A 22,556-nucleotide genomic window follows, 5' to 3' on the forward strand; every position below is an offset into this window, starting at 1 on the left:
CAAAGATACATACATACAATCCAGCAGTGAAAGGCCCGTGGCCAGGTTTGTGCCCCTGTCGAGTGGAAGTTCGCCCGCCGCCTGCATGGTGCGTCTGCGCCGCCGTCCGGCGATCTTGAAGTGGTGTAATGACCGTATGGGAAAAGCTGCTACGGAACTCCATGATTTCCTGATCGGGCTGGCGAAGACGGCTCGCCCGGGCGAGCGCCTGCCGGCCATCCGCGAGCTCATGCGCCGCTTCCAGGTCTCGCAGGTGGTGGTCGAGCGCCTGTTCTCTGAACTGAAGTCGCGAGGGCTCATCGCGTCGCAGGTCGGACGCGGCACCTTCTTCAGCGGCGGTGACGCGTCGGGCCTCCCGACCAAGGCGTCGGAGGGTCGGGCCGCCGCGCCGGAAGCTCGCGCCGAGCAGCGCAGCGCCTCGCGCTCCGTCTTGCTGCTGCGTCGCTCGATCAGCATCGCGCGCGGACGCATGCTGCTGGACGGTCTGCAACGCCGGTTTGCCGCGGATGGCCATCGGGTGCTGGAGGTGGCCTACACCGACCCCGACCATGCCCGTCTCGTGCTGAATGGGTTGCCGCAGCTCGACGCCTGCGTCGTCCAGTCGACCTTCAAGACCATCACGGTGGACCTGCTGGCGGACCTGCGCTCCAAGTGCGACGTACTGGCGGTCGACGGCGCGGCCCTCACTGGCACCGATGTCGAGGTCGTCGGCATGGAGTGGGGCGAGCCGCTGGAAGAGGCCATCGACGTGCTGCGCCGCCGGGGGCACCGCCGGATCATGTATGCGTCCACGGCATTCCCGTTCCTGGCGGGGCAGATGGGCCAGCGCAGGTTCGAGCACCTGCAGAAGCGGCTGGACGGCGTCGAGCTGATGAAGCTCACCGTTCCGGAGCTGCCCCACGAGGGTTATGCCGAAGCGCTCGTCGCCCTGGTGGTCGAGCAGCTCAAGCGCGATCCGTTCACCGGTCTGGTCGCCTGGGGCATCGAAGACGGCGCCAAGTTCCGCGACCTGCTGGCTGCGGCCGGGGTGGTGGTGCCGGTTCACTTGAGCGTCGTGCTCCTGGGGCGCACGGACCTCGCCAGTGAACATGCCGGCTACTTCCACACCGTGGGCTGTCAGGTGTCCGACCAGGTGAACGAGTCTCTACGAGGCGGTGAACGCCCGGTGGGCGAATCCGACAGCACCGTACGTCGTGCGGCTGATCCCCGTGACCTCGCGGGAAGGCGAGTCGGTCTCGGAGCCCTTCAAGGTGAAGGCGCCGGGTGGCGAAGGGCCGGCGCGCGCCAGGCGAGGCGCCACCAGCCCGGCGTAGCGGCCTGCGTGGTGCCGCGGCTCAGCACGTCACGGCTGCCCGCGCCCCAAGACCCGCTCCACGATGTCCTGCGTGAGTTCTGCCGACTGCCCGACGTAGGCGTTCGGATCGAGTGCTTTCAGGACTTCCGCCGGTAGTTCCTTGGCCATCCAGAGCGGGTGCTCCCGGATCGCCTGTGCGAAAGGCACCGCTTCGGACTGCGAGCGCTGCGCCGCTTCGTACAGCATGTGATGCGCTTGGTGGCGCCCCATGTAGGGCGTGAGGCTCATCATTGCCGCCTCGGAGGCGATCAGGCCGTTGGTGAGGGCCAGGTTGTTCTTCATGCGGTCGGGATGGACGACCAGGCCCAGCGCCAACCGTTCCAACGTCTCGGTGATCGATGCGGCGATGACGGCCACTTCCGGCAGCAGGGTGTCGCACACGTTGGTCGCGGACGAATCGCCTTCGTCCATGCGGACCATCGCCTCCAGCGCCATCGGTGCACGCCCCCGCAGCATGCGGCACAGGCTGATGAGGAGCAGCGCGGTGGACGGGTTGCGCTTCTGCGCCATCGTCGAGCTGCCGACCTTGCCGATGTGGAACGCTTCGGCCGCCTCGCCGATCTCTGTGCGCTGCATGAACACCACGTCCTGGGCGATCTTCTGCACGGTGGCCGCGAGTGTTGCCAGGGTGGCGACGTAGTCGTTCACCCGGTCGTAGGAGGAGCGCATGGGCAAGCCGGTCGGGAGCAGCCCGAGGCGTTCGGCCATCCGCGCTTCCACCTGGCGGCCGATGGAGCCCATCGCGGCGAAGGTGCCGATCGCCCCGCCCATGCTGGCCGTGAACGAACTGGACAGTCGCCTCTTCAGGCGCGCTCGGTCGCGGTCGAGTTCGGCGATCCAGCCGGCGATCTTGAAGCCCAGCGTCATCGGCAGCGCATGCTGGCCGTGCGTGCGGCCCGGCATGACGGTGTGGCGGTGCTCCATGGCCAGGCTGCACAGCGCGGTGACTGACGCGTCGAGGTGCTCCATCAGGATGCCGTGCGTGGCACGCATCTGCAGCGCGCTGGCCGTGTCGAAGATGTTCTGGGTCGTGGCGCCGAGGTGGATGAAGCCTGCGGCGGGTTCGCCGCACAGGGCCTCCAGCTGGTGCAGGACCGGCACGAGCGGGTGCTGGGCATGGGCGATGTCTTCGGCCACTTTCGTCGTGTCGAAAAGGTGCGCCAGCGCTTTCTGCCCGATCTGGTCAGCGGCCGATCGGGGGATCAGGCCGAGGTCGGCCTGGGCTTGGGCGAGGGCTGCTTCGACGTCGAGCCATGCCTGCAAGGTCGCGGAGTCGCTCCAGACGCGTTTGGCCGGTGCACTGAACCAGTGGCCGGTGATGAACGACTCATACATGCTGATGGTCATGGGAATACAGCGGGCAGCTGGAAGTGGCGGGAGGCAATATCAATACATATTGTATTGGCGCCAAGCTCTCTCCTGGGCGCTCTTTGGGCAGGGTTTCCGAGTACATAAATACGATACATGCAATACATAATGTATTTAGCATCGTGGAGATGCATTGCGGAACCTTCACCTATTTGGAGACAACTTTGAACACACCCTCCCTCCCGGCCGCGCCGATCGGGCCGTCGGGCCGATCTGTCCTCGCACTCGCCGCCATGATGTCCATGGGAGCCGCTCACGCCCAGTCGTCGGTCGTGATCTACGGCATCGTGGATCAGGGGATCGTCAAGGCCAACAGCGGCACGACGCCTGGCGCAATGCTGCCGGGCCGCGGCGTCAATCCGGACACCTGGAACATCAAGGCCGGCAACACCTCTCGCCTCGGCTTCCGGGGTCACGAAGACCTGGGCGCGGGCCTGTATTCCCGCTTCCAGATCGAACATCGCTTCGCGATGGACACAGGCGCTTCGAGCAATGCCACCGTCTTCTGGCTCGGCCGCTCCGTGGTCGCCCTGGGCGGCAAGTCGCTCGGTGAGCTCTATGCCGGCCGCGAGTACTCGGCGGCCTACACCGTGGCACTCAACGCGGACCCCACCTTCTGGAGCTACGTCAGCCAGCTCGGCTCGGCCTACACCTACGCCAGCTACACGCCGGTGGCGACCTCGATCGAGGCCTCGAACATCCGCTGGGCCAACGCTGTGGGCTACAAGACGCCGGTGTGGGGCGGCTTCAGCGGCGAATTGCAGACGGCGCTTGGCGAGGGTGCGCGCAAGCGCGCGTCGTCGGGCCACGCGCAGTTCAAGGCGGGCGCCTTGTGGGTGGCCGGCGCGTTCGACCGCCTCGACTCGAACACCAACATGCAGATCGTCGCCGGCGGATACGACTTCGGCGTCGTGTACCCGAAGGCTTCCTACACCCGCTCCAAGGGCGGCGTCAACGGCGACGCCAAGGCGTTCACGGTCTCGGCACTCGTGCCGTTCTCCTTCGGCCGCGCCTACCTGTCGTACGGCAGTCTGAGCCCGGCGGCCAACAACCGTGATTCCGACATGATCGGTGCCGGCGTGCAATACGACCTCAGCAAGCGCACCCTCGTCTACCTGAACCTGGGCACGGCCGAGCAGCAGACCTTCACGCGGACCACGGCGTTCGACTTCGGCATCAAGCACACTTTCTGACAGGGGCGAGCATGACATCCAAGTTGTATACGCGTGTGGCCTCGGCGGCGGCCGGGTTGCTGTGGAGCGTCGCTGCCGTCGCGCAGACACCGATCTCGCTGGTCGTGGGCTATTCGGCGGGCGGCAGCGCGGACTACGTGGCGAGAGTGGTGGGAGAAGAGCTTTCGAAGAAGCTCTCCCGCCAGGTCATCATCGAGAACGTGGCCGGTGCGAGCGGCATGCTCGCTGCGCAGAAGGTGCTGTCCGGCAGCAACGACGGCAGCGTGATCTACATGGGCGGGACCGACACGGTGCTCGTTCCCATGGTCAACCCGAAAGCCAAGGTGGATTGGGAGAAAGACTTCGTGCCCATCGGCCGCACCACCACCGTGCCGATGATCTTTGCGGTGCCGGTCAACTCGCCGTACAACACCCTCAGTGACCTGATCCACGACCTGAAGAAGGGCAAGGACTATCTGTACGCCGTGCCGGGCATCGGCACGATGCAGCACCTGTACGGATCCCTCATCAACAACCGGGGCAAGGTCAACATGGTCCACGTGCCCTACCGGGGAGGCGCCCAGATCGCAACCGACCTGGTCGGGGGGCAGGTCGACAGTGCGGTCCTCGTGCTGTCCACCGCCATGCCGTTTCTGAAGGACGGCAAGATCAAGGCGCTGTCGTCGTCGGACACCATCCGTGCACCGCAGCTTCCCCATGTGAAGCGCATCGGCGAGGAAGAAGGCTTCCAGGGGACCGCCCTGCCGTTGTGGCAAGGCTTCTTCCTGAAATCAGGAACGGCACCGGCCACCGTGGCGGCTTACGAGAAGGCGCTGATCGAAGCACTCGGCTCGGCTGCATTGAAGGCCAAGCTGGCCGAGGCCGGCATCACCGTGGCGCCCATGAAAGGCCAGGAATTCAAGGCGTTCATCAAGCCGCAAGCCGATCTTTACCGTGACATCGTGCGCTCCGCCAAGATCACGGTGGATTGATTCAGCGCCGTTTCACAAACCCACGGCGAGGCGACCTGAAGCGATCACGCAGGCGGCATCACTGCGTGAAGAGGTCGGCGGGGCTCGCGAGGGCGCGGTAGGTGCCGATGGTGTCGAACACCAGCGGCGCCAGGCGTGTGGGGCGCCGGCGGGCGTAGACGTCGACGTCGGCGCGGGCGAGGTCGCCGAAGCCGCAGTGCGTGAGCCGCGAGAGTTCGGCCACCGTCGTCTGGTAACCCTGGATGGACTGTGGCACCTCGTCGAAATCGCGCGCTTGCGGCGTCACGCCGCGCTTCCTGAGCAGCGCGGCCACGGCTTCGTCCTGCTTCACCAGAAATGCCAGCGAGCGCAGTGCGGGCTCGCCCGGTGTCGCGACCGTCCACGCCGCGACCTTCCAGAAGGCGAGCGGGATCTGCACGCCGCGGTAGAGCGGGTCGCCGTCACCGAAGACGCAGCCCGAGAAGACCGAGACCTTGTGGTCCTGCGCGTTGGCGGTCTGCAGCAGGTGGTCTTCCACCTGCAGCCACCAGCCGGTGTTCAGCTCGGGCATCTGCGGCGAGCAGTTGGTCCAGTGGAAAGTGTCGGCTTCGCCGCGGCCGGACTGCACATCGGTCTCGCCCCACGCTGGGTCGAGCCGGCGCACCAGGTGGCCGCGCTGGAAGCCCGAGCCGCGGTAGAAGCCGTCGCCGATCTGCAGCGCGGCGGTGATCCGTGGCGTGAAGCCCTGTCGCTCGTCGAACCACCACTCGTCGGGCTGGCGCTGGCCGAGGTGGCGCTCCTGCCGGCCATCGATGTTGACGGCGGACCAGAACGCGAGGCGGCGCGCAGGGTTCAGCAGGATGCTGAAGTGCTGATAGGGCAGCGGCGGCAGCGTGGCCAGGTGCTGGACCGTTGGCGCCAAGCTGGGGAGCGGCACGGCCACGTCGAGGAAGTCCGCGTCGTAGCCACGGCGGTTGCGGTAGTCGGGGTCGAGCGGGCGCCAGGATTGCGGTGTGCTCGTCGTCATGCGGGCCGGCCTTCGAGGGCTTGCGTGGCGGCCGCGGCGAGCTGCTCGGGGCGGATGCCCAGCCGCGCGAAGGCCCGTGCGGCGATGGAGTATTGCTCTTCCGCCACGGCGAGCAGGATGTCGGCGCCGGCCAGCGGCTGGCGCGCTTCGCGCCGCGGCGAATGCACCAGGCGCTCGATCAGCGCCTGGCCCGACGGGGCCGCGCGGTAGAGCTTGCTGCGCGGCTTGGTGTTCGGCCCTGCCGGGGCCTCGCCGGCCGGCAGCGTCAGCCCCACGCTGCCCAGCGCGTCGGCGAACTGGGTCTGAATGGCCCCGGCATAGGCCTCGCGGCTCAGCCCGAGGCGGGCGAAGGTGTCGCGCGTGGTGCCGTCGGGCAGATCGAAGGAGGCGAGCACGAGGTGCTCCGAGCCCGGCTCGGCGCCGGCGATGTTTTCGGCGGCGGTGCACAGGTGCGCGATCGTGCGCATGTCCTGCCACCTGACCTTCAATGTCTTGAACATGGTGCTCCCTGCGGAAAGATCAGCGGTTCAGATGCGACAGGCGCCGGTGGGCCGCCTGCTTGGTGACGCCCAGCGCCTCGGCGATCTGGGCCCAGGACCAGCCTTGTTTCAGCGCCAGCGTGACGGCACGCTCCTCGTAGTGGTCGGCGAATTGGCGCAGCGCCACCACGGCGGCCAGCGCCTCGGCCACCTGGTCGGGGTCGGGGAGGTGTCGGGTCAGGTCCATGCCGTCAATGATTGTTGACGGCACCAGATTTGTCAACATGTGTTGACGACTCACGGAAGCCTCGAAACCGGCACCGACGATTCGATCGGGGCGACAATGCCCGCCACATGAACGACCACGATCCCGCCCTGCAGCGCCTGATCGATCAGGTGAACGCGGCCCGCAACGACGGCCGGCATCTCGACATCCGCGGTGGCGGCACCAAGAGCTTCTACGGCGAAGCTGCGCAGGGTGAGCCTTTGCATGTGCACGAGCTGCGCGGCATCTCCAGCTACGAGCCGAGCGAGCTTGTCGTCACCGCACGTGCCGGCACGCCGCTCGCCGAACTGGAAGCCGCGCTCGCCGAACGTGGCCAGTGCCTGCCCTTCGAGCCGCCGCATTTCATGGCGGGTGGCACGGTCGGCGGCATGGTGGCGGCGGGCCTGTCGGGGCCGTCGCGCGCGTCGGTCGGTGCGGTGCGCGACTACGTGCTGGGTGCGTCGATGCTGAACGGGCGCGCCGAGGTGCTGAGCTTCGGCGGCCAGGTGATGAAGAACGTGGCGGGCTACGACGTGTCGCGCCTGCTTGCCGGCTCGATGGGCACGCTGGGCGTGATCCTCGAGGTCTCGCTCAAGGTGCTGCCCATCGCGCCGGCCACTGCCACGCTGCGCTTCCAGCTCGACCAGGTGGCCGCGCTCGACCAGATCAACCTGTGGGGCGCGCAGCCGCTACCACTCAACGCCAGCGCCTGGTGGGACGGGACGCTGCTCGTGCGCCTGCGTGGCGCGCTGGCCGCGGTGCAGGCGGCCATCCCCACGATGACGGCGACGCTGGGCGGCGAGGTGATCGACCCGTCATTGGCCAGCCCCTTCTGGGACGGCCTGCGCCACCACACCGACGAGTACTTCACCAAGGCCCAGGCGGCGGTGAACGGCGGCACGGTGTCGCTCTGGCGGGTGTCGCTGCCCCCCACCGCTCGGCCGCTGATCCTGCCGGGCGAGCAGCTGATCGAGTGGCACGGCGCACAGCGCTGGCTGTGCACTTCGGCTGCAGGCGCCAAGGTGCGCGAGGCGGCGCAGCGTGCCGGTGGGCACGCCACGCTCTTCATGTCTCAGCACAAGCAGGCGGGGGTGTTCGCGCCGCTGAAATCGCCGCTCGACCGGATCCACCGCGAGCTGAAGAAATCCTTCGACCCCGACGCCGTGTTCAACCGCGGGCGTCTGTATCCTGGCCTCTGAGCCAACGCCATGCAGACCAAGCTCGCCCCCGAATTCAAAGGCACGCCCGACGGCGACGCAGCCGAGGCCATCCTGCGCAAGTGCGTGCACTGCGGCTTCTGCACCGCCACCTGCCCGACCTACCAGCTGCTGGGCGATGAAACCGACGGACCGCGTGGTCGCATCTACCTGATGAAGCAGGTGCTCGAAGGCGAGCCCGTCACGCAGAGCACGCAGCTGCACCTCGACCGCTGCCTCACATGCCGCAATTGCGAAAGCACCTGCCCGTCAGGCGTGCAGTACGGCCAGCTGGTCGACATCGGCCGCAAGATCGTCGAAGCCCGTGTGCCGCGCCCGCCGAAAGAGCGCGCGGTACGCTGGCTGCTGAAGGAAGGGCTGCCGTCACCGCTCTTCGGCCCGGCGATGAAGCTCGGCCAGATGGTGCGGCCGCTGTTGCCAGCCTCGCTCAAGGCCAAGGTGCCGCCGAAGTCGGGTGAACGCGCTCACCAGTGGCCCACCCGCGAGCACCCGCGCAAGGTGCTGATGCTGATGGGCTGCGTGCAGCCGGCGATGATGCCCAACATCAACAGCGCCACTGCGCGTGTGCTCGATGCGGCCGGCATCCAGACGCTCGTCGCCGACGACGCTGGCTGCTGCGGTGCCATCCGCACGCACCTGGCCGACGTCGAAGGTGGCCGCGGCGACATGCGCCGCAACATCGACGCCTGGTGGCCGCTGGTGGTCGCGGGAAAGGTCGAGGCCATCGTGATGAACGTCTCGGGCTGCGGCGTGACGGTGAAGGACTACGGCCATGCGCTGGCTGCCGACCCGGCCTATGCCGACAAGGCCCGGCGCATCAGCGAGCTGACGAAGGACCTGAGCGAGCTTCTCGAAGACATCGCCCCGAAGCTCAAGACGCGACTGCGCAAGCCGAAGGCGCGGCGGCTGACCTTCCATCCGCCGTGCACGCTGCAGCACGGCCAGCAGCTGCGCGGCGGTGTGGAAACGCACCTGGCCACGCTCGGCTACGAGGTTCAGCTGGCGGCGGCCGAGAGCCACCTGTGCTGCGGTTCGGCCGGCACCTATTCGGTCCTGCAGCCGGAGCTCGCCACGAAGCTGCGCGACCGCAAGATCGGCCATCTGCAGGCGACAGAACCCGAGGTGATCGTCTCGGCCAACATCGGCTGCATCCAGCACCTGCAGACCGGCACGTCGACGCCGGTGCGGCACTGGATCGAGGTGCTCGACGAGGCCTTGATGTGATGACGACCCCTCGGGCCCGCGCGCGAGGGGTCGCTTATTTGGCCGGTGCCACCTCGAAGGTCACCTCCTGCCGACCCACGCGCTTGAGTGTGTCCGCCACCTGGATGATGAGCCGGTGGCTGCCTTCGGGCAGGCTGGCGTTGGGCGCTTCCACACCCGTCGGTGTGACCTTCGCGTGGGCGGCCAGGCGCTCGGTCACGTCGAGGCGCAGGCGGCCGTAGAGCACGCGAAAGCTCGACAGGTCGATGGTCGCACCGTCGTTCGCCGACCAGCGCACGACGATGTTGACCGCGCCGGCCAGCGGGCGCTTCACGTCGGGCGAGAGCAGCTCGATGGTGGGCGCGCCCGGCATCGACAGCGCCTTGGTGGCGTAGGCGGGTGCGGCGGCATCGCGCCGGGCTTCGTCGGCGGTGACGAGTTCGAAGGCCTGTGCCGGCCAGGCGAGCGCTGCGGCAGCCAGCAGCACGAAGCGTCGGAAGGAGGCGAAGCGGTTCACGGGTCGATCTTGCAACAGCGGGGCGCGGCATGGCACGCGCATGGCTCGATGGTGCGACTTATCCCACGTGTTCGGCAGCTGACCAAGGTCATGGCCGTGGCCGCTCGGGCTCAGCGATAAATGCCACCATGCGCCATCTGCTCGTGCTGCTGCTCCTCACCGTGTGTGCCACGACCGCACGCGCCGAAGACCGTGCGCTGCTCATCGGCGTGGGCCAGTACCGCGAGGCGGCCATGGGGGCCGACCTGCCCGGCATCGAGACTCGACATCGGCGTGATGAAGGAGTTGGCCGAAAGCCTGGGCTTCAAGCCTGCGGCCACCCGCGTGCTGTTGAACCAGCAGGCCACGCAGGCCGGCGTGCGCCAGGCCCTTCAACAGTGGCTGGTGGACGGCACCTCGCCCACCGACCGTGTGCTCATCTACTACAGCGGCCACGGCACGCAGCTGCCCGACGAAGACGGCGACGAGGACGACGGCCTCGACGAAGCCTGGACGTTGCACGACATGGCGCCGGCGCAACGCCAGGGCCGCGCCACGCTCGACGGCGTGCTGCTCGACGACGAGCTGGCCGAGACGCTCGCACGCATCCCGAGCCGCCAGGTGCTGGTGCTGGTCGACGCCTGCCACAGCGGCACCTCCACCCGCTCGCTCTTCGGCGGTGTGCCGCGGCTGGGCGCGCAGCAGGCGGTGGGCAAGTTCTACCGCGTGCCGCAGGCGGAGCCGGCTGCGGCACCGGTGCAGCGCAGCGCTGCCCGTGGCCACAACCACCTGGCGATCAGCGCGGCGCGCGATGCCGAGCAGTCGCTGGCCACCGAGCGTGGCAGTGTGTTCACGATGGCCCTGCGCGACGCGGTGGCCGCGCGGCGCGGGGCGGGGCAGGTGTCGATGCGCGAGCTGTGGCGGGCGGCCTCGGCCTTCATCGCGACTCGGCTCGACGGGCCACTGCGCTTCCACCCGCAGCTCGACGGCAACCTCTCGCTGGCCGACGTGGCGGTGCCGCTGCCCTCGCTCGCCGCGGGCGAGGGCCCGGCGTGGCGCAAGGTGCAGCAGCTGGCGGCGGGCGCGGGCGGCGTGAGCGTTGCCTTCGGCAGGCCGCGTTATGCGGAAGGGGCACGCATGCGCCTGGAAGTGCGCAGCGCCCACGAGGGTTATCTCAATGTGGTGAGTGTGGGCCCCGATGGTGTGCCGCAGGTGCTGTTCCCGAATGCGCAGCACCGCGATCATCGTGTGCAGGCGGGCGCTGTGCTCACGCTGCCGACGCCGGCGATGAAGATCGACTTCACCGCCGCACGGCCCTTCGGCGCCACGCTGGTGGCGGCCATCGTCACGCGCGAGCCGGTCGACCTGCACACGCTCGCCGATGGCGAGCACGACGAGCAGGGCGTGCTGCGCGAGGTGGTGGGGCAGCTCTCCGAGGCCGGCGTGCAGCGCTTGCAATCGCTGCGCGACTCGGCGGGCTACGCCGCCGGCACGGCGGTCGTACGGGTGTGCCCGCTGGCGGGCGCGTGCCGCTGAGCTATGCCTTGTGCCGAGAGGCAAGAGACCACCGTTTGATGACATCCGCGTGACATGCCCCTGGCCCGCGCTGGCCTTGTCGGCCCATGCCAACGAAGCGCGGGTTGTCACGGATCTGTCGTCAAGCGATGGGGGTCGGCTTGGTTGAATCGTGCGGTCTTGAACTGCAAGACTGCACTCATCCACTCGCAGTACGAACCATGAAGAAAACCCTTCTCGCCCTCTCGGTCCTGGCTGGCTTTACCGGCGCAGCTTCGGCCCAATCCACCGTGACGCTGTTCGGCGTGATCGACGCCAACCTTCGTCAGATCGACAACAACGGCACCAAGGTGCGCCAGCTCGGCACCGATGGCCTGTCCAGCAGCCGCCTGGGCTTCCGTGGCACTGAAGACCTCGGCGGCGGCCTGAAGGCTGGCTTCTGGCTCGAAGCCGCGCTCAACCCCGATGACGGCACCACCAACAGCAGCGGCAAGTTCTGGCACCGCCGCTCGACCGTGAGCCTCGAAGGTGGCTTCGGTGAAGTGCGCCTCGGCCGCGACTTCACGCCCACCTACACCGCCATCGGCGCCTACGACGCCTTCAGCGACAACGGCGTGGGCAAGATCACCAACCTGCAGTCGCGCCTGACCGGCACCGTCAACACCACGAGCCGTGCCGACAACGAGGTGCAGTACTTCCTGCCGAAGGACCTGGGCGGCGTGTACGGCAACCTGGCCGTTGCGGCCGGCGAGGGCACCGTCGGCAACAAGTACGTCGGCGGCCGTGTCGGCTACGCGGGCGGCCCGCTCGATGTGTCGGTGGCCTTCGGCCAGACCGATGCCAACGCTGCCGAAGACAAGTACGAGGTCACCACGCTGGGCGCGGCCTACAACTTCGGCTTCATGCGCCTCCTGGCCTCGTACTCGCAGTTCGAGTTCCTGGTGCGCGAAGAGAAGCTCTTCAACCTGGGCGCCACCGTGCCGGTGGGTTCGGCGGGCCTGATCCGCGCCTCGTATGGCCGTGCCGACCTGTCGGGCGGCGCTGCCGGCAGCACGACCGCCAACGATTCGGACGCCGACCTGCTGGCCATCGGCTACGTGCACAACCTGTCCAAGCGCACGGCGCTCTACGGTACCTACGCGCAGATCAGCAACAAGGGCGCGCAGACCTTCGCCGTGGGCAGCACCACCCCGGCACTGCCCGGCGGCAAGAAGTCGACCGGCATCGAGTTCGGCCTGCGCCACTCGTTCTGAGCGCCGTCTGTCGGTGTGTGTCGAGCCGGCCCTCGGGCCGGCTCTTTTTTTCATGATGCGTCCGGGTGGCACGCGCAGGCGTGCTCTGACGGTGCACGCATGAACGCCTCGAGGATGGCGCAGGCACGCTCGCTGCTGGCACCCTTGCACTCGGCGCGCAGCGCGGCGAGCTGCTGCTCGAGTGACTGCAGTGCCGCGATGTGGCGTTGCACCCGCCCGATGTGATCGCCGATCAGCGCATCGACCGCGTGGCATGACTGGTGGGGCGTCTGCGCGTAGCCGATCAGCTGGCGCACTTCGGCGAGCGGAATGTCGAGCGCCCGGCAATGGCGGATGAACTGCAGCCGCGACACGTGCCGTGCTTCGTAGTGGCGATAGCCGGAGGCCAGGCGCTGCGGTGCGTCGAGCAACCCTTCGCGCTCGTAGAAGCGCACCGTCTGCACGTCGCAGCCGGCCGCCGCGGCGAGTTCACCGATCTTCATCGTGCAGCTCCTTGGTCCAGCCCGTGGCCGCGGTGGGGTTTCGAGGGCGCTGCCCGCTTGCCATTGAGCCACACGCCGACCCAGGTGTGCCGCACCGCGAGCTGGTAGCTCGCCACCAGCAGCGCGGTCGCCACGAGGTTGATGCCGGCGTACTTGAGCGCCCAGTGCCACGGCGCCAGCATCACCGCCGCCTGCAGTGCCATCACGAGCGGCAGGTGGGCGATGTAGATCCAGTACGAGGCATCGGCCAGGTAGCGCACGGTGCGGCTCGGCGCCGAGAAGAAGCGCAGCCCCAGGCCGACAAAGGCGAGCGTGCCCGCCGTGAGCCCGAGCGCGTAGGCGACGGCATAGAGCGCCTTCGGCCCGGCCTCGCCGATCGGTGCCAGGCCGGGGTGCGTCTTGGCGGACAACAGCGCCACCAGCGCCCCCGCCACACCCAGCGCGAGGTGCCACGACCAGCGGCGGGCCAGCACGTCCAGCAGCGTCCGCTGCCGCCCCAGCCACCAGCCGAGGCCGAACACATAGGCGTAGATGGCAAGCGGCCCGGGCGGCGGGATCAGCGTGTAACCCGGCGTGGGCACGCCGAGGATGACGATCCAGTCCGGCGTGAGAATGAGCGCGAGCGCGATCGGTGCGGCCAGCAGCAACACATCGGCGGGTGTGGCGAGCACACGCTGCAGCAGCCGGTCGAGCGCCGCGCCGTCGGCATCGACCCGCCGCCACAGCCACCGCGCCAGCAGCGCGAGGCCGTACAGCCAGAGCAGCAGGTAGAGGAACCACAGGTGCATGAAGTTGGGCCGCGCCTCCTGCATGAAGGGTGGCAGCGGCTCGGGCAGCGTGCCGCCATGCCGGCGCGCCACCGCCCAGATCACCACCGCGACGATGGCCACGAAGCACAGCACCCAGGCGACCACCAGCGGTGCGGCGATGCGCTTGGCGCGGTTGCGGCAGAAGCCCGCCACGCCCTGGCGCGCCAGCAGCTGCTGCGCAAAGAAGCCGGCGACGAGAAAGAACACCGGCATGCGGAACACATGGATGGCGTACATCAGGAGCGCCATCAGCGGGCTCTGCTGCGTGTCGGCGATGGGCCACAGCTGGGGCATCTGCTCCACGCCGGGGATGAACGACAGCGTGGCGTGCAGCACGATGCCCAGCAGCAGGGCCGCGGCACGCACCGCGTCGAGTGCGTGCAGGCGCCCTGCCGGCTCAGGCCGCACTGTCAAGACGGCGGCTCGACGATGCGGCGCCCACGGCCCCCAGGAAGCCGGCGATCACCAGCACGTACCAGAGCGGGAGCGTGCTGGTCTCGCCGTTCACGAACGACGCGGCGCGCAGCACCAGCCCGGCCGCCGAGGCCAGCGCGAGCGCCAGCAGGCCCCACGAGATGAGCTGCGACAGGCCGCGGATCTGCGCCGTCTTGGCACCCACGACGAAGAGCACGAAGCCGGTGATGGACAGCAGCGGGAACAGCACCCACAGCGTCGCATCCACCGACCCGGCGACCAGCCCGAGCGGTGCTGCGACGAGCACGCCGCCGGCAAACAAGCCCAGTGCGACCAGAACCGCGCCCGCGATCAGCAATGCCATGTCGTTCTCCCCGTCTGCCGTGATCGCGGAATCTTCGCACAGCGTCTTTGGCGCTGTCAGGACGCGTGGCCCTCCGCCGCCAGCGGCTCGGGCCGTGTGCGCAGCGCCCACAGCACGCCGGCCACCAGCAGCGCGATGCCCATCAGCGTCTCGGGCGCCGGCCATTGCCGCCGCAGCACGAAGGCGTAGGCGAGTGCCGCCAGCGTCTCGAACACGATCAGCTGCCCGGCCAGGCTGGGCGGCAGGCGCTGGCTGGCTTCGTTCCAGCACACCGTGCCAAGCCACGAGGCAAAGAGGCCGATGGCAAACATCAGCAGCAGGAAGTCGCCGGCGCGCGGGCCGAAGGGCATGGGGAAGGGGTCGGCGCTGGCGACGCTCCACAGCCACACAGACGCGTAGCCGATGAGCGCAAGCGGCAGCGTGGCGATGCCCTGCGCCGTGGCCCAGCTGCGTGGGTTGCGGTCGGGGTGTGCCCGCAGCCATTCGGCGTTGCGGATGGGGTACCAGGTCCAGCAGACGACGGCACCCACCGCGAGCAGTGCGCCCAGGGCGTACCGCGCGAGGTCGGCGTTCGCGTCGTGCCGCAGGTGGGTGATCTCGACGTGGTTGACGAGCCCGATGCCGGCCGCGATGAGCGCGAGCGACGGCAGCATGCGGCGCCACGGCAGCCGCGCTTCGCCGGTGCCACGCCGCAGGTTGGCGGTGATCGCGATCACCACCGGCAGCGTGCCGATGATCATCGTCGGCAGCGGCCCGCCGGCCCGCTGGATGGCGCCGGCCAGAAAGAGGTAGTAGACGACGTTGCCGACGGCGGCGAGCTTGAGCGCCTCGACCCAGTCGGCACGCGACAGTTCGCGCAGCCGCGCCCGGTCGAACCACGCAAGCGGCAGCGCGATCAGGCCGAAGGCCAGGTAGCGGCCGAACGACTGCAGCGTGGCGGGGTACTCGGCCAGCATCAGCGGCCCGACGAAGACGAGGCCCCACATGAGGCCGGCGGCCAGGGCGAAGAGAAATCCAGCGGTCATGTGCGCAGTGTCGTTCAGGTGCGCGGCGGGAGCCGCTCAACCCAGCGGCGCTGCGCGCTGTTCAACCCAGCAGCGTCGGGTTGTGTCGCCAGAGCCAGAAGTTGAGCACCGAGGCGAAGCTGACCCAGGCCAGGTAGGGCATCAGCAGCACCGCGGCCGCGCGCCGCACGCGCCAGAAGGCGGCGATCGTCGCCACGATCAGCAGCCACAGCAGCACGATGTCGGCCATCGCGAGCGCACCCTGCTGCCAGGCGAAGAAGAGCCAGCTCCACAGCGCGTTCGGCACGAGCTGCGCCACGTAGAGCACGAGCGCGGCGCGCCGCGCGGGTGTGGGCGGGCTGCGCCACACCCACCAGGCGGCCACCGCCATCGCGGCGTAGAGCACCGTCCACACCGGGCCGAAGAGCCACGCCGGCGGCGCCCAGCGTGGCAGTTCGAGCTGGCGGTAGAAGGCGCCGGCGTCGGCCGAGGCGATGCCGCCGAGGGCGGCCACGACCACGCTCAGGGCGAGCCAGGCCAGGAGGCCGAGCCAGGGGCGCTGCGGTGCGGGCAGGGTGAGGCTTGTCATGGCCCGCAGTGTCGGCCGAGGCGAACACCCTCGATCGCCGTGCGGGTTCCTCGATGGATCAGCCGGCCCGCAAGGCCTGCGCCCGCTGACCGAGGCGCTGGGCCCAGGCGCTGCGTGGCCGTTGCGCCAGCCGCTCGTGCGCGAGGCCGCGTGCCAGGGCCACGTCGCCGCTGCGCAGCGCCGCCTCGATGAGCGTGAGGTCGATCAGGTCGCGTTGCGCATGGCTGCCGCCGAAGCGGTGCGCCTGCGAGCGGATGCCACGCAGCAACGAGGTCGCCTGCGCGTGGTCGCCCTCGGTGAAGGCCAGCACCGCGCGGGTCGCCGGGCTGCCCACCTCGCGGGTGAACATCGCGTTGTCGCCGTCGCCGGCCATCGCTTCCTGTTGTGCATCGAGCAGCTGCTGTTGCGCGGCCTTCATGCCGGCGCCGGTGAAGGCGAGCATCGCGTGCAGGTCGTTGAAGGCGTAGTTGGCGCTCGTCGCATGCGGCAACCAGCGTTCGGCGAGCGGCTGCCAGCGGCCGCCCACGTCGACCCCGCGCAGCTGCAGGCGCCACAGCATCGCGCTGGCGTCGACGAGGTCGAGCACCACGGTCGAGCCGGTGCCGCCGATCGCGCGGTCGTACAGGCGCAGCACCTCGGCATGGTCGTCGAGCCCAGGTGGAAGAGCGCGAGGTGCCACCAGTTGTGCGTGGCAAGGAAGCTGCCGTCGGCCCAGGTGTCGCTCGTCGTCTGCAGCCAGGCGATGCCGGCGCGCGGGTCGTGGCGCATCTCGTGCACATGCGCCACTGCATGCCAGCCCCAGCTGTCGTGCGGCTCCAGCTCCACGCTGCGCCGGCCCTGGCGTTCGGCGTCGACGTACTGGCCGCATTCCTCCAGGCCGAAGGCGTGCATGCCCAGCACTGCGTGCCAGCCGGGCACGCCGGCGTCCCATGCAGGCAGGGCGCGGGCGATGCGGTCGCGCAGCATGCGGCTGTCGCCGCGGAAGAAATCGAGTTGGTGGCCGACCTGCAGCGCGAGCGTGTCGCGCGGGTAGCGCAGGCTCAGGTCTTCGAGCCGCAGCGCGGCCTCGCGCCAGTGGCCGTCGCACAAGGCACGGGCGGCGGCGAGGTGGCGCTGCTCGCGGTCGTCGGCCGGCAGGCCTGCGGCGGCGTCGAGTGCGGCGCGTGCCGCCGGCAGGGCCGGGGCTTCGGTGCCGAGCAGCATCAGCCAGGCCTTGAGGGCGTGGGCCATGGTCATCTCGGGGCTGAGGGCGAGCGCCTGCTCGATGCGGGCGAGCGGGTCGCCCACCATGCACAGCAGCTCGCGGGCGGCGCGTTCGTAGGCGTCGAGGCTTTGCGGGGTGGCGTTGCTGACGCGGTGGCCTTGGGGGTCGATGAGGTTCATGTCGTTTCTCCTGGGAGGCGGGGTTCAGCGGCGGGTGGACACGTCGCGCAGCATCAGCATGTCCAGCACGCGCGCCGAGGCGCCGGGCCAGAAGCCGTTCTCGCGCGCATGGTGCGCCGGGTTGCGGAAAGTGCCGAACACCATGTCGATGACGGGCAGATCGGCGTAGTTGAATCGGTGCACGCCCTGGGCGTGGTGCAGCGAGTGGCTCTCGGGGCGCTGCACCAGGTAGCCCAGCCAGCGCGGCGTGCGCACGTTGGCGTGTTGGAAGATCGCAAGCAGGGTGATGAAGAGCACCGCCGGCACCGCGGCGGCCGGCGGCAGGCCCAGCAGCGTGAAGGCGAGGCTGTTGACGAGCGTCCAGCCGGCCATGTCGAGCGGGCTGAACCAGAACGCGCTGCTCACCTCCAGCCGCTCGGCGCTGTGGTGCATCTGGTGCAGGAGGCGCCACAGCGGCGTCACCGCGTGCATGCTGCGGTGGTACGCGTAGCCCAGCAGCTCGTAGGCCAGCACGCCAGCGCCGGCGGCGGCCCAGGTGGGCCAGGCCGACAGGTCGAAGAGCTGCAGCGGCGCGAGCGCCTCGCCCCACCAGAGCGGCAGGTACGACGAGACCATCAGGTAGGCGAAAAGCGCCACCAGCGCCCGCGGCCACCAGCCGCGCACGGGCGGCATGGTGCGCGCCGGGGCGAGCCGCTCCCACAGCAGAAGGCCGATGAAGAGACCCAGCACGCCAAGCGTGAGAGGGTCGATGAGAATGTCGATTGGAGTGGGCATGTCGAGGCGTCCCTGTGTGTTGTCGAGGGCGCATCGTCGGCCGCCCCAGTCGTCGACACCAGAGTCGATCCGGCCACAACACGGTGGAAACTGCCATGCCCCAGGAGCCTCGCCCCATCACCGTCGCCCTCTTGGGCACGCCGGCCGTCAGCGCCGCCACGCTCTACGGCTTCTACGACACGCTGAGCTGCACGCGCCGCGACTGGCACATGCTGCACGGCGGGCCCGACACGCCCTCGCCCTTCCGCCCGCTGGTGGTGAGCGCCGACGGCCGGCCCTTCGAGGGCGGCAACGGCGTGCGCATCACGCCGGACGCGAGCTTCGCCGACTGCCCGCAGCCCGACGTGGCCGTCATCACCGACCTGATGATCCCGCCCGGCACGCCGGTCGCCGGCCTCTACGACGCCGAGGTGGCCTGGCTGCGCGGGGCCTACGACCGCGGTGCCACGCTCGCCTCGGCCTGCTCGGGTGCGCTGCTGCTCGCCGCCACCGGCCTGCTCGACGGCCAGGAGGCCACCTCGCACTGGGCCTATTGCGACCTGCTGGCCCGCGAGTACCCGCGCACCCGCTGGCATGCCGAGCGCGGGCTCATCGTGGCGGGGCCCCAGCAGCGGCTCATCATGGCCGGCAGCGGCGTGGCCTGGCACATGCTGGCGCTCGCGCTGATCGCGCGTTATGCCTCGCCCGAAGATGCGATGCAGGTCGCGCGCATCAACCTGCTCGACCTCAACAGCACCAGCGCCACCGCCTATGCCTCGCTCACGCGCGGCCCCCGCGCGGCCGACGAGCTGGTGGCGCGCTGCCAGCTGTGGGTGGCGTCGAATTACCGCGAGGAGTCACCGGTGGCGCAGATGCAGCAGCTCTCCGGCCTGCCCGAGCGGACCTTCAAGCGCCGCTTCGCCCAGGCCACCGGCATGACGCCGCTCGAATACGTGCACACCGTGCGGCTGGAAGAGGCCAAGCAGATGCTGGAGTCGACCGACCTGCCGGTGGAGGCCATCGCGCACGAAGTCGGCTACCAGGACGCAAGCTTCTTCGGCCGCCTGTTCCGCCGCAAGGTGGCGCTGACGCCGGCGCAGTACCGCAAGCGCTTTGCGCCGCTGGGGGCGCAGTTGCGCAGGGCGGCCGCCGTTTAGGCTTGGCGCAAGCGCCATAGCACGTCCAGCACATGCGCGGTGGAAGGCTCCAGCGCACCCGTGCGGTGAGCGATGCCGAGCGGGCGCCACAGCTTGGGCCGCAACGGCAGCATCGCGATGCGTTTGTCGGCCTGTGCGGCGGTGGCTTCGTGCGGCAGAAGCGCCGCACCGTAGCCGGCCGCGACCAGGCTCTTGATCGCGTCGTTGTAGTTGGAATCCGATGCGTGCGCGCGGCTGCTCGCCGGCTTCGGCGAACCATTCGCCGGTGAGGCGCGACAGCCGGGTGCTCGCATCGTTGAGGATCAGCGGCTGCTGCGCCAGCCAGGCGGGCGTGGCGTGGCTCGGCGCCTTCCATGAGGCGGGCACGAAGGCCATCACCGGGTCGCGCCGCCACGGCTGCACCTTGAGGCCCACGCTGGTGGCCTGCGGCAGCGCGACGAGGCCGATGTCGACGGTGCCGCCGGCCAGGCGCGCCATGGTTTCCTGCGAGGTGAGCACGGCCACCTGCACGTCGATGCCGGGGTGGTCGCGCGACAGCACCTCCACCGCCTGCGGCAGCAGGTGCGCGAGCACGCCGGTCGATGCGCCCACGCGCACGCGCCCGGTGCGGCCTTCCACCAGGCGCTGCACCTCGTCGAGCGCGGCATCGGCATCGGCCAGCAGGCGGCGAGCGCGCTCGATCAGCGCGGCGCCGGGCCCGGTGGGCGCGACCTGGCCGCGGTTGCGCAGCAAGAGCGGCGTGTCGAGCCGCGATTCCAGCTCGGACACATGCAGGCTCACCGTCGGCGGCGCGAGATGAAGCGCGCGCGCGGCAGCGGCAAACGAGCCGAGGTCGGCGATGGTGACGAGGGTGCGCAGGCGGTCGAGGTCGAGTTCACGCATGGTGCAGGCATTCTGAATCTCGGCGTCACGAAATACAACTTTTCTTAATTTGCTCCGACGCTGAAGATGCAGCCATCACGCCGGCATTCGGAGACCTCCATGATCCCCATCGTCTACATCGACGGCGACCAGGGCACGACCGGCCTGCAGATCCATGCCCGCCTGCAAGGGCGCACCGACCTGCGGGTGCTGACCCTGCGGGCCGACCGACGCAAGCACCCGGGTGCACGGGCCGAAGCGCTCAACCACTGCGACGTTGCGATCCTCTGCCTGCCCGACGACGCGGCGCGCGAGGCGGTGGCGATGATCCACAACCCCGCGGTGCGTGTGATCGACGCCAGCTCGGCGCACCGCACGGCACCGGGGTGGGTCTACGGCTTCCCAGAGATGGCGGCCGGGCAGTCCGAGCGCATCGCGCAGGCCACGCGGGTGTCCAACCCCGGCTGCTACCCGACCGGCGCGGTGGCACTGCTGCGACCGTTGGTGGAGAGCGGGCTGCTCCCGCGCGACCATCCGGTGACGGTCCACGCCGTGTCGGGCTACTCGGGCCGTGGCCGGGCCGGCGTGGAGGAACACGAAGGCCCCAACGCCACACAGGCGTTGCCGTTCCAGGTCTATGGCCTGGGGCTCTCGCACAAGCACGCGCCCGAGATGGCGCTGCATGCCGGGCTCACACACCGGCCTGTCTTCGTGCCGGCGTACGGGGCGTACCGCCAGGGCATCGTGCTGACGATCGCGCTGCACACGAGGCTGTTGCCGCAGGGGGTCGATGCACGCTGCATCCGCACTGCGCTGGCAGCGCACTTCGATGGCACGCGCCACGTGCGTGTGCTGACGGCGGCGCAATCGCAGTCGCTGGAGCGCCTCGACCCGCAGACGCTCAACGGCACCAACGATCTTCAGCTCGCGGTGTTCGACAACGCGGCGCAGGGCCAGGTGCTGCTGAGCGCGGTGTTCGACAACCTCGGCAAGGGCGCCTCCGGCGCGGCGGTGCAGAACCTCGACCTGATGCTGGAGGCGATCAGCGCTTCGCGTTGACGCGAAAGGCGAGCGTGACGAAGCCGCTGTCCCAGGTGTCGGGCGCGGTGGTCGACAGGCGCAGGTCGGTGCCGCGCAGCAGCCAGTTCCCGGCGATCGGCACGGTGAAGCTCACGCGACCTTCGGCGTCGGTCTTCTTCCAGAAGCCGATGGGGCTCTGGTCGTTCTGCAACTCGACCGCGAGCTCGGGCAGCGGCTGGCCGTCGCGCAGCACCCGCAGGCGCACGGTGTCGCCTTCGACGAGCGTGTGCAGGCCGCTCTCGATCAGCACGTCCATCGCCATGTCGGTGGGGCGTGCGGTGCCGCTGCGGCGCCCGGGGAGTTCGATGCGCGCGTGCTTGGCATAACGCTCGCGCCAGGCCAGGCCGCGCGCCTGCATCTCCGCCCAGGCGGCGCGCACGGCCGGTGAGGCGTTGATCTCCTTGAAGTAGACCTCGACGGTGGCCGGTGCGATCTCCACCTCGAACGGCTGCTGCTGCGCCCAGCAGGTGACCGGGCCGGTGCCGCCGCCGGGCCGTGCCTTGAGGGTCAGCGCCTGCGCGCTCTCGCCGGCGGCCTGCAATGGCACGGCCTTTGCCCCGTCCCGCCGGCAGCCCTGCTGCCGCAGCGAGGCTTCGCCCACGGTGAACTCGTGCTGCGGGAAACGGTTGCCGGTGCCCAGATGGAGCAGCACCTCGCCGGGCCGCGGGGCGGGCAGGGCCTCGAACCAGGTGTCGTGCGCCGTGGCCGACCCGGCGCCGGCGAGGCAGGCGGTGATGAAGAGGTGACGCAGAAGGAGCGGGGCCATGAGCGGAGTCGATTGTCGGGACGCAGCAGGTTCTTCTTACGCGCAAGGAGGCGGTCTGGATGCTGGCGTTTTCAAGCAGCTCGACAGCATCGCGCTGCACGACGACCCGATCGAACCCAGCTGGGTGCTCGAAGGCCAACCCCATGCCCGCAGCGGCTGCCATTCGACCAACACCGACGGCTGGGCCGCCACGCATGTGTGGGAATGCAGCGGCGGGCGCTTCCGCTGGTTCTTCGGCGTGGAAGAGACGGTGCTCATTCTCGAAGGCGAGGTGCGGGTGACCGATGCGCAGGGGCGTGTGCAGTGGCTGGTGCCGGGCGTGGTGGCCTACTTCCCGAGCGGTAGCTGGTGGGAGTGGCATGTGCCGCAGCATGTGCGCAAGCTGTCGTTCAACCGCCGCTCGGTGCTGCCGCCGGCGCGGCTGCTGAGCCGGGTGCTGGGTGCGCTGATGAAGCCGTTTCGCCGCCGGCCGCCGCGGCCCGGCCCAGTGGCCGTGTCGGGTTAACGGTTTCGTCTTGGGTGCGGGCTTAGGATGGGTTGCGTCCCATCCCCTCTTCCTTTGACAGGAGACTCC

Annotated in this window: 25 protein-coding genes and 1 pseudogene; 10 read left to right on the forward strand and 16 right to left on the reverse strand. The window is 69.5% G+C overall.

The window, feature by feature from the left end; genetic code table 11:
• The first annotated feature begins 85 nt into the window (after positions 1-85).
• Positions 86-1,450 (forward strand): GntR family transcriptional regulator, encoded by a 1,365-nt coding sequence (locus LRS03_RS22050; RefSeq protein ID WP_257828276.1) that lies wholly within the window; start codon positions 86-88, stop codon positions 1,448-1,450.
• On the opposite strand, the gene LRS03_RS22055 is transcribed toward LRS03_RS22050, so the two are convergent.
• Entirely contained in the window at positions 1,343-2,701 is a 1,359-nt protein-coding gene (locus tag LRS03_RS22055; protein ID WP_257828281.1) for a class-II fumarase/aspartase family protein, read from the reverse strand. The two genes, LRS03_RS22050 and LRS03_RS22055, sit on opposite strands and share 108 nt — an antisense overlap.
• A 254-nt stretch (positions 2,702-2,955) precedes the next feature.
• Between LRS03_RS22055 and LRS03_RS22060 the strand changes: the two genes are divergently transcribed.
• Both LRS03_RS22060 and LRS03_RS22065 read left to right on the forward strand, forming a co-directional pair.
• Positions 2,956-3,915, forward strand: coding sequence for a porin (locus LRS03_RS22060; RefSeq protein WP_257828284.1), 960 nt, complete (start codon positions 2,956-2,958; stop codon positions 3,913-3,915).
• A gap of 11 nt (positions 3,916-3,926) precedes the next feature.
• Entirely contained in the window at positions 3,927-4,886 is a 960-nt protein-coding gene (locus tag LRS03_RS22065; RefSeq protein WP_257828285.1) for a Bug family tripartite tricarboxylate transporter substrate binding protein, read from the forward strand.
• A 58-nt stretch (positions 4,887-4,944) separates the two neighbouring features.
• On the opposite strand, the gene LRS03_RS22070 is transcribed toward LRS03_RS22065, so the two are convergent.
• Genes LRS03_RS22070 through LRS03_RS22080 form a run of 3 tightly spaced genes read right to left on the reverse strand, consistent with a single transcriptional unit; the run spans position 4,945 to position 6,618 of the window.
• Positions 4,945-5,892: a DNA/RNA non-specific endonuclease gene (locus tag LRS03_RS22070; RefSeq protein WP_257828291.1), complete on the reverse strand. Its 948-nt coding sequence runs from the start codon at positions 5,890-5,892 to the stop codon at positions 4,945-4,947.
• The gene (locus tag LRS03_RS22075) at positions 5,889-6,392 is read right to left on the reverse strand and encodes a Clp protease N-terminal domain-containing protein (RefSeq protein ID WP_257828294.1); all 504 of its coding nucleotides are present in this window, start codon (positions 6,390-6,392) and stop codon (positions 5,889-5,891) included. Before LRS03_RS22075 ends, LRS03_RS22070 begins: the two co-directional genes overlap by 4 nt.
• Before the next feature lie 19 nt (positions 6,393-6,411).
• The gene (locus LRS03_RS22080) at positions 6,412-6,618 is read right to left on the reverse strand and encodes a helix-turn-helix domain-containing protein (RefSeq protein WP_257828295.1); all 207 of its coding nucleotides are present in this window, start codon (positions 6,616-6,618) and stop codon (positions 6,412-6,414) included.
• Positions 6,619-6,725: 107 nt separating this feature from the next.
• Between LRS03_RS22080 and glcE the strand changes: the two genes are divergently transcribed.
• Both glcE and glcF read left to right on the forward strand, forming a co-directional pair.
• Entirely contained in the window at positions 6,726-7,835 is a 1,110-nt protein-coding gene (gene glcE, locus LRS03_RS22085; RefSeq protein ID WP_257828303.1) for a glycolate oxidase subunit GlcE, read from the forward strand.
• A 9-nt stretch (positions 7,836-7,844) separates the two neighbouring features.
• Entirely contained in the window at positions 7,845-9,077 is a 1,233-nt protein-coding gene (glcF, locus tag LRS03_RS22090; protein ID WP_257828304.1) for a glycolate oxidase subunit GlcF, read from the forward strand.
• Positions 9,078-9,111: 34 nt separating this feature from the next.
• Here glcF and LRS03_RS22095 read toward each other — a convergent pair whose 3' ends face one another.
• Positions 9,112-9,573 carry a hypothetical protein gene (locus LRS03_RS22095; protein ID WP_257828306.1) on the reverse strand — a complete coding sequence of 154 codons (462 nt, stop codon included), beginning with the start codon at positions 9,571-9,573 and terminating at the stop codon, positions 9,112-9,114.
• A 110-nt stretch (positions 9,574-9,683) separates the two neighbouring features.
• Positions 9,684-9,842, reverse strand: a complete 159-nt coding sequence (locus LRS03_RS22100; RefSeq protein ID WP_257828308.1) for a hypothetical protein — start codon at positions 9,840-9,842, stop codon at positions 9,684-9,686.
• Positions 9,843-9,849: 7 nt separating this feature from the next.
• On the opposite strand from LRS03_RS22100, the gene LRS03_RS22105 reads away from it, so the two are divergent.
• Entirely contained in the window at positions 9,850-11,088 is a 1,239-nt protein-coding gene (locus tag LRS03_RS22105) for a DUF4384 domain-containing protein (protein WP_257828309.1), read from the forward strand.
• A 200-nt stretch (positions 11,089-11,288) separates the two neighbouring features.
• Positions 11,289-12,320: a porin gene (locus LRS03_RS22110; protein WP_257828310.1), complete on the forward strand. Its 1,032-nt coding sequence runs from the start codon at positions 11,289-11,291 to the stop codon at positions 12,318-12,320.
• A 50-nt stretch (positions 12,321-12,370) separates the two neighbouring features.
• On the opposite strand, the gene cadR is transcribed toward LRS03_RS22110, so the two are convergent.
• The 8 genes from cadR to LRS03_RS22150 all read right to left on the reverse strand — a co-directional run bounded on the left by cadR (position 12,371) and on the right by LRS03_RS22150 (position 18,139).
• The gene (gene cadR, locus LRS03_RS22115; protein ID WP_257828311.1) at positions 12,371-12,802 is read right to left on the reverse strand and encodes a Cd(II)/Pb(II)-responsive transcriptional regulator; all 432 of its coding nucleotides are present in this window, start codon (positions 12,800-12,802) and stop codon (positions 12,371-12,373) included.
• Positions 12,799-14,019, reverse strand: coding sequence for an acyltransferase family protein (locus tag LRS03_RS22120; RefSeq protein WP_257829640.1), 1,221 nt, complete (start codon positions 14,017-14,019; stop codon positions 12,799-12,801). The genes cadR and LRS03_RS22120 overlap by 4 nt, the downstream gene beginning before the upstream one ends.
• Positions 14,009-14,389 carry a hypothetical protein gene (locus LRS03_RS22125; protein WP_257828312.1) on the reverse strand — a complete coding sequence of 127 codons (381 nt, stop codon included), beginning with the start codon at positions 14,387-14,389 and terminating at the stop codon, positions 14,009-14,011. Before LRS03_RS22125 ends, LRS03_RS22120 begins: the two co-directional genes overlap by 11 nt.
• 56 nt (positions 14,390-14,445) lie before the next feature.
• On the reverse strand, positions 14,446-15,414 hold the full coding sequence (locus LRS03_RS22130) for a DMT family transporter (RefSeq protein ID WP_257828313.1): 969 nt from the start codon (positions 15,412-15,414) through the stop codon (positions 14,446-14,448).
• Between the two features lie 61 nt (positions 15,415-15,475).
• Positions 15,476-15,982 (reverse strand): TspO/MBR family protein, encoded by a 507-nt coding sequence (locus LRS03_RS22135; protein ID WP_257828314.1) that lies wholly within the window; start codon positions 15,980-15,982, stop codon positions 15,476-15,478.
• Between the two features lie 58 nt (positions 15,983-16,040).
• Complete coding sequence (locus tag LRS03_RS22140) at positions 16,041-16,424, reverse strand: tetratricopeptide repeat protein (protein WP_257828315.1); 384 nt, start codon at positions 16,422-16,424, stop codon at positions 16,041-16,043.
• Positions 16,397-17,365 (reverse strand): tetratricopeptide repeat protein, encoded by a 969-nt coding sequence (locus LRS03_RS22145; protein ID WP_257828316.1) that lies wholly within the window; start codon positions 17,363-17,365, stop codon positions 16,397-16,399. Before LRS03_RS22145 ends, LRS03_RS22140 begins: the two co-directional genes overlap by 28 nt.
• Before the next feature lie 24 nt (positions 17,366-17,389).
• The gene (locus tag LRS03_RS22150; RefSeq protein WP_257828318.1) at positions 17,390-18,139 is read right to left on the reverse strand and encodes a sterol desaturase family protein; all 750 of its coding nucleotides are present in this window, start codon (positions 18,137-18,139) and stop codon (positions 17,390-17,392) included.
• A 95-nt stretch (positions 18,140-18,234) separates the two neighbouring features.
• Here LRS03_RS22150 and LRS03_RS22155 point away from each other — a divergent pair, with 95 nt between their 5' ends.
• A complete protein-coding gene (locus LRS03_RS22155; protein WP_257828319.1) occupies positions 18,235-19,275 on the forward strand; it encodes a GlxA family transcriptional regulator in 1,041 nt (346 codons plus the stop codon).
• On the opposite strand, the pseudogene LRS03_RS22160 reads toward LRS03_RS22155, so the two are convergent.
• Positions 19,272-20,157, reverse strand: a pseudogene (locus tag LRS03_RS22160) (LysR family transcriptional regulator). The gene LRS03_RS22155 and the pseudogene LRS03_RS22160 sit on opposite strands and share 4 nt — an antisense overlap.
• A 99-nt stretch (positions 20,158-20,256) precedes the next feature.
• Between LRS03_RS22160 and argC the strand changes: the two are divergent.
• Complete coding sequence (argC, locus tag LRS03_RS22165; protein ID WP_257828320.1) at positions 20,257-21,195, forward strand: N-acetyl-gamma-glutamyl-phosphate reductase; 939 nt, start codon at positions 20,257-20,259, stop codon at positions 21,193-21,195.
• On the opposite strand, the gene LRS03_RS22170 is transcribed toward argC, so the two are convergent.
• Complete coding sequence (locus LRS03_RS22170) at positions 21,179-21,982, reverse strand: DUF4198 domain-containing protein (protein WP_257828321.1); 804 nt, start codon at positions 21,980-21,982, stop codon at positions 21,179-21,181. The two genes, argC and LRS03_RS22170, sit on opposite strands and share 17 nt — an antisense overlap.
• On the opposite strand from LRS03_RS22170, the gene LRS03_RS22175 reads away from it, so the two are divergent.
• Positions 21,981-22,487, forward strand: coding sequence for a cupin domain-containing protein (locus tag LRS03_RS22175; RefSeq protein WP_257828322.1), 507 nt, complete (start codon positions 21,981-21,983; stop codon positions 22,485-22,487). The two genes, LRS03_RS22170 and LRS03_RS22175, sit on opposite strands and share 2 nt — an antisense overlap.
• Positions 22,488-22,556 lie beyond the last annotated feature (69 nt).

The organism is Rhizobacter sp. J219 (assembly GCF_024700055.1).
In the GTDB taxonomy this organism is placed as follows: Bacteria; Pseudomonadota; Gammaproteobacteria; order Burkholderiales; family Burkholderiaceae_C; genus Rhizobacter.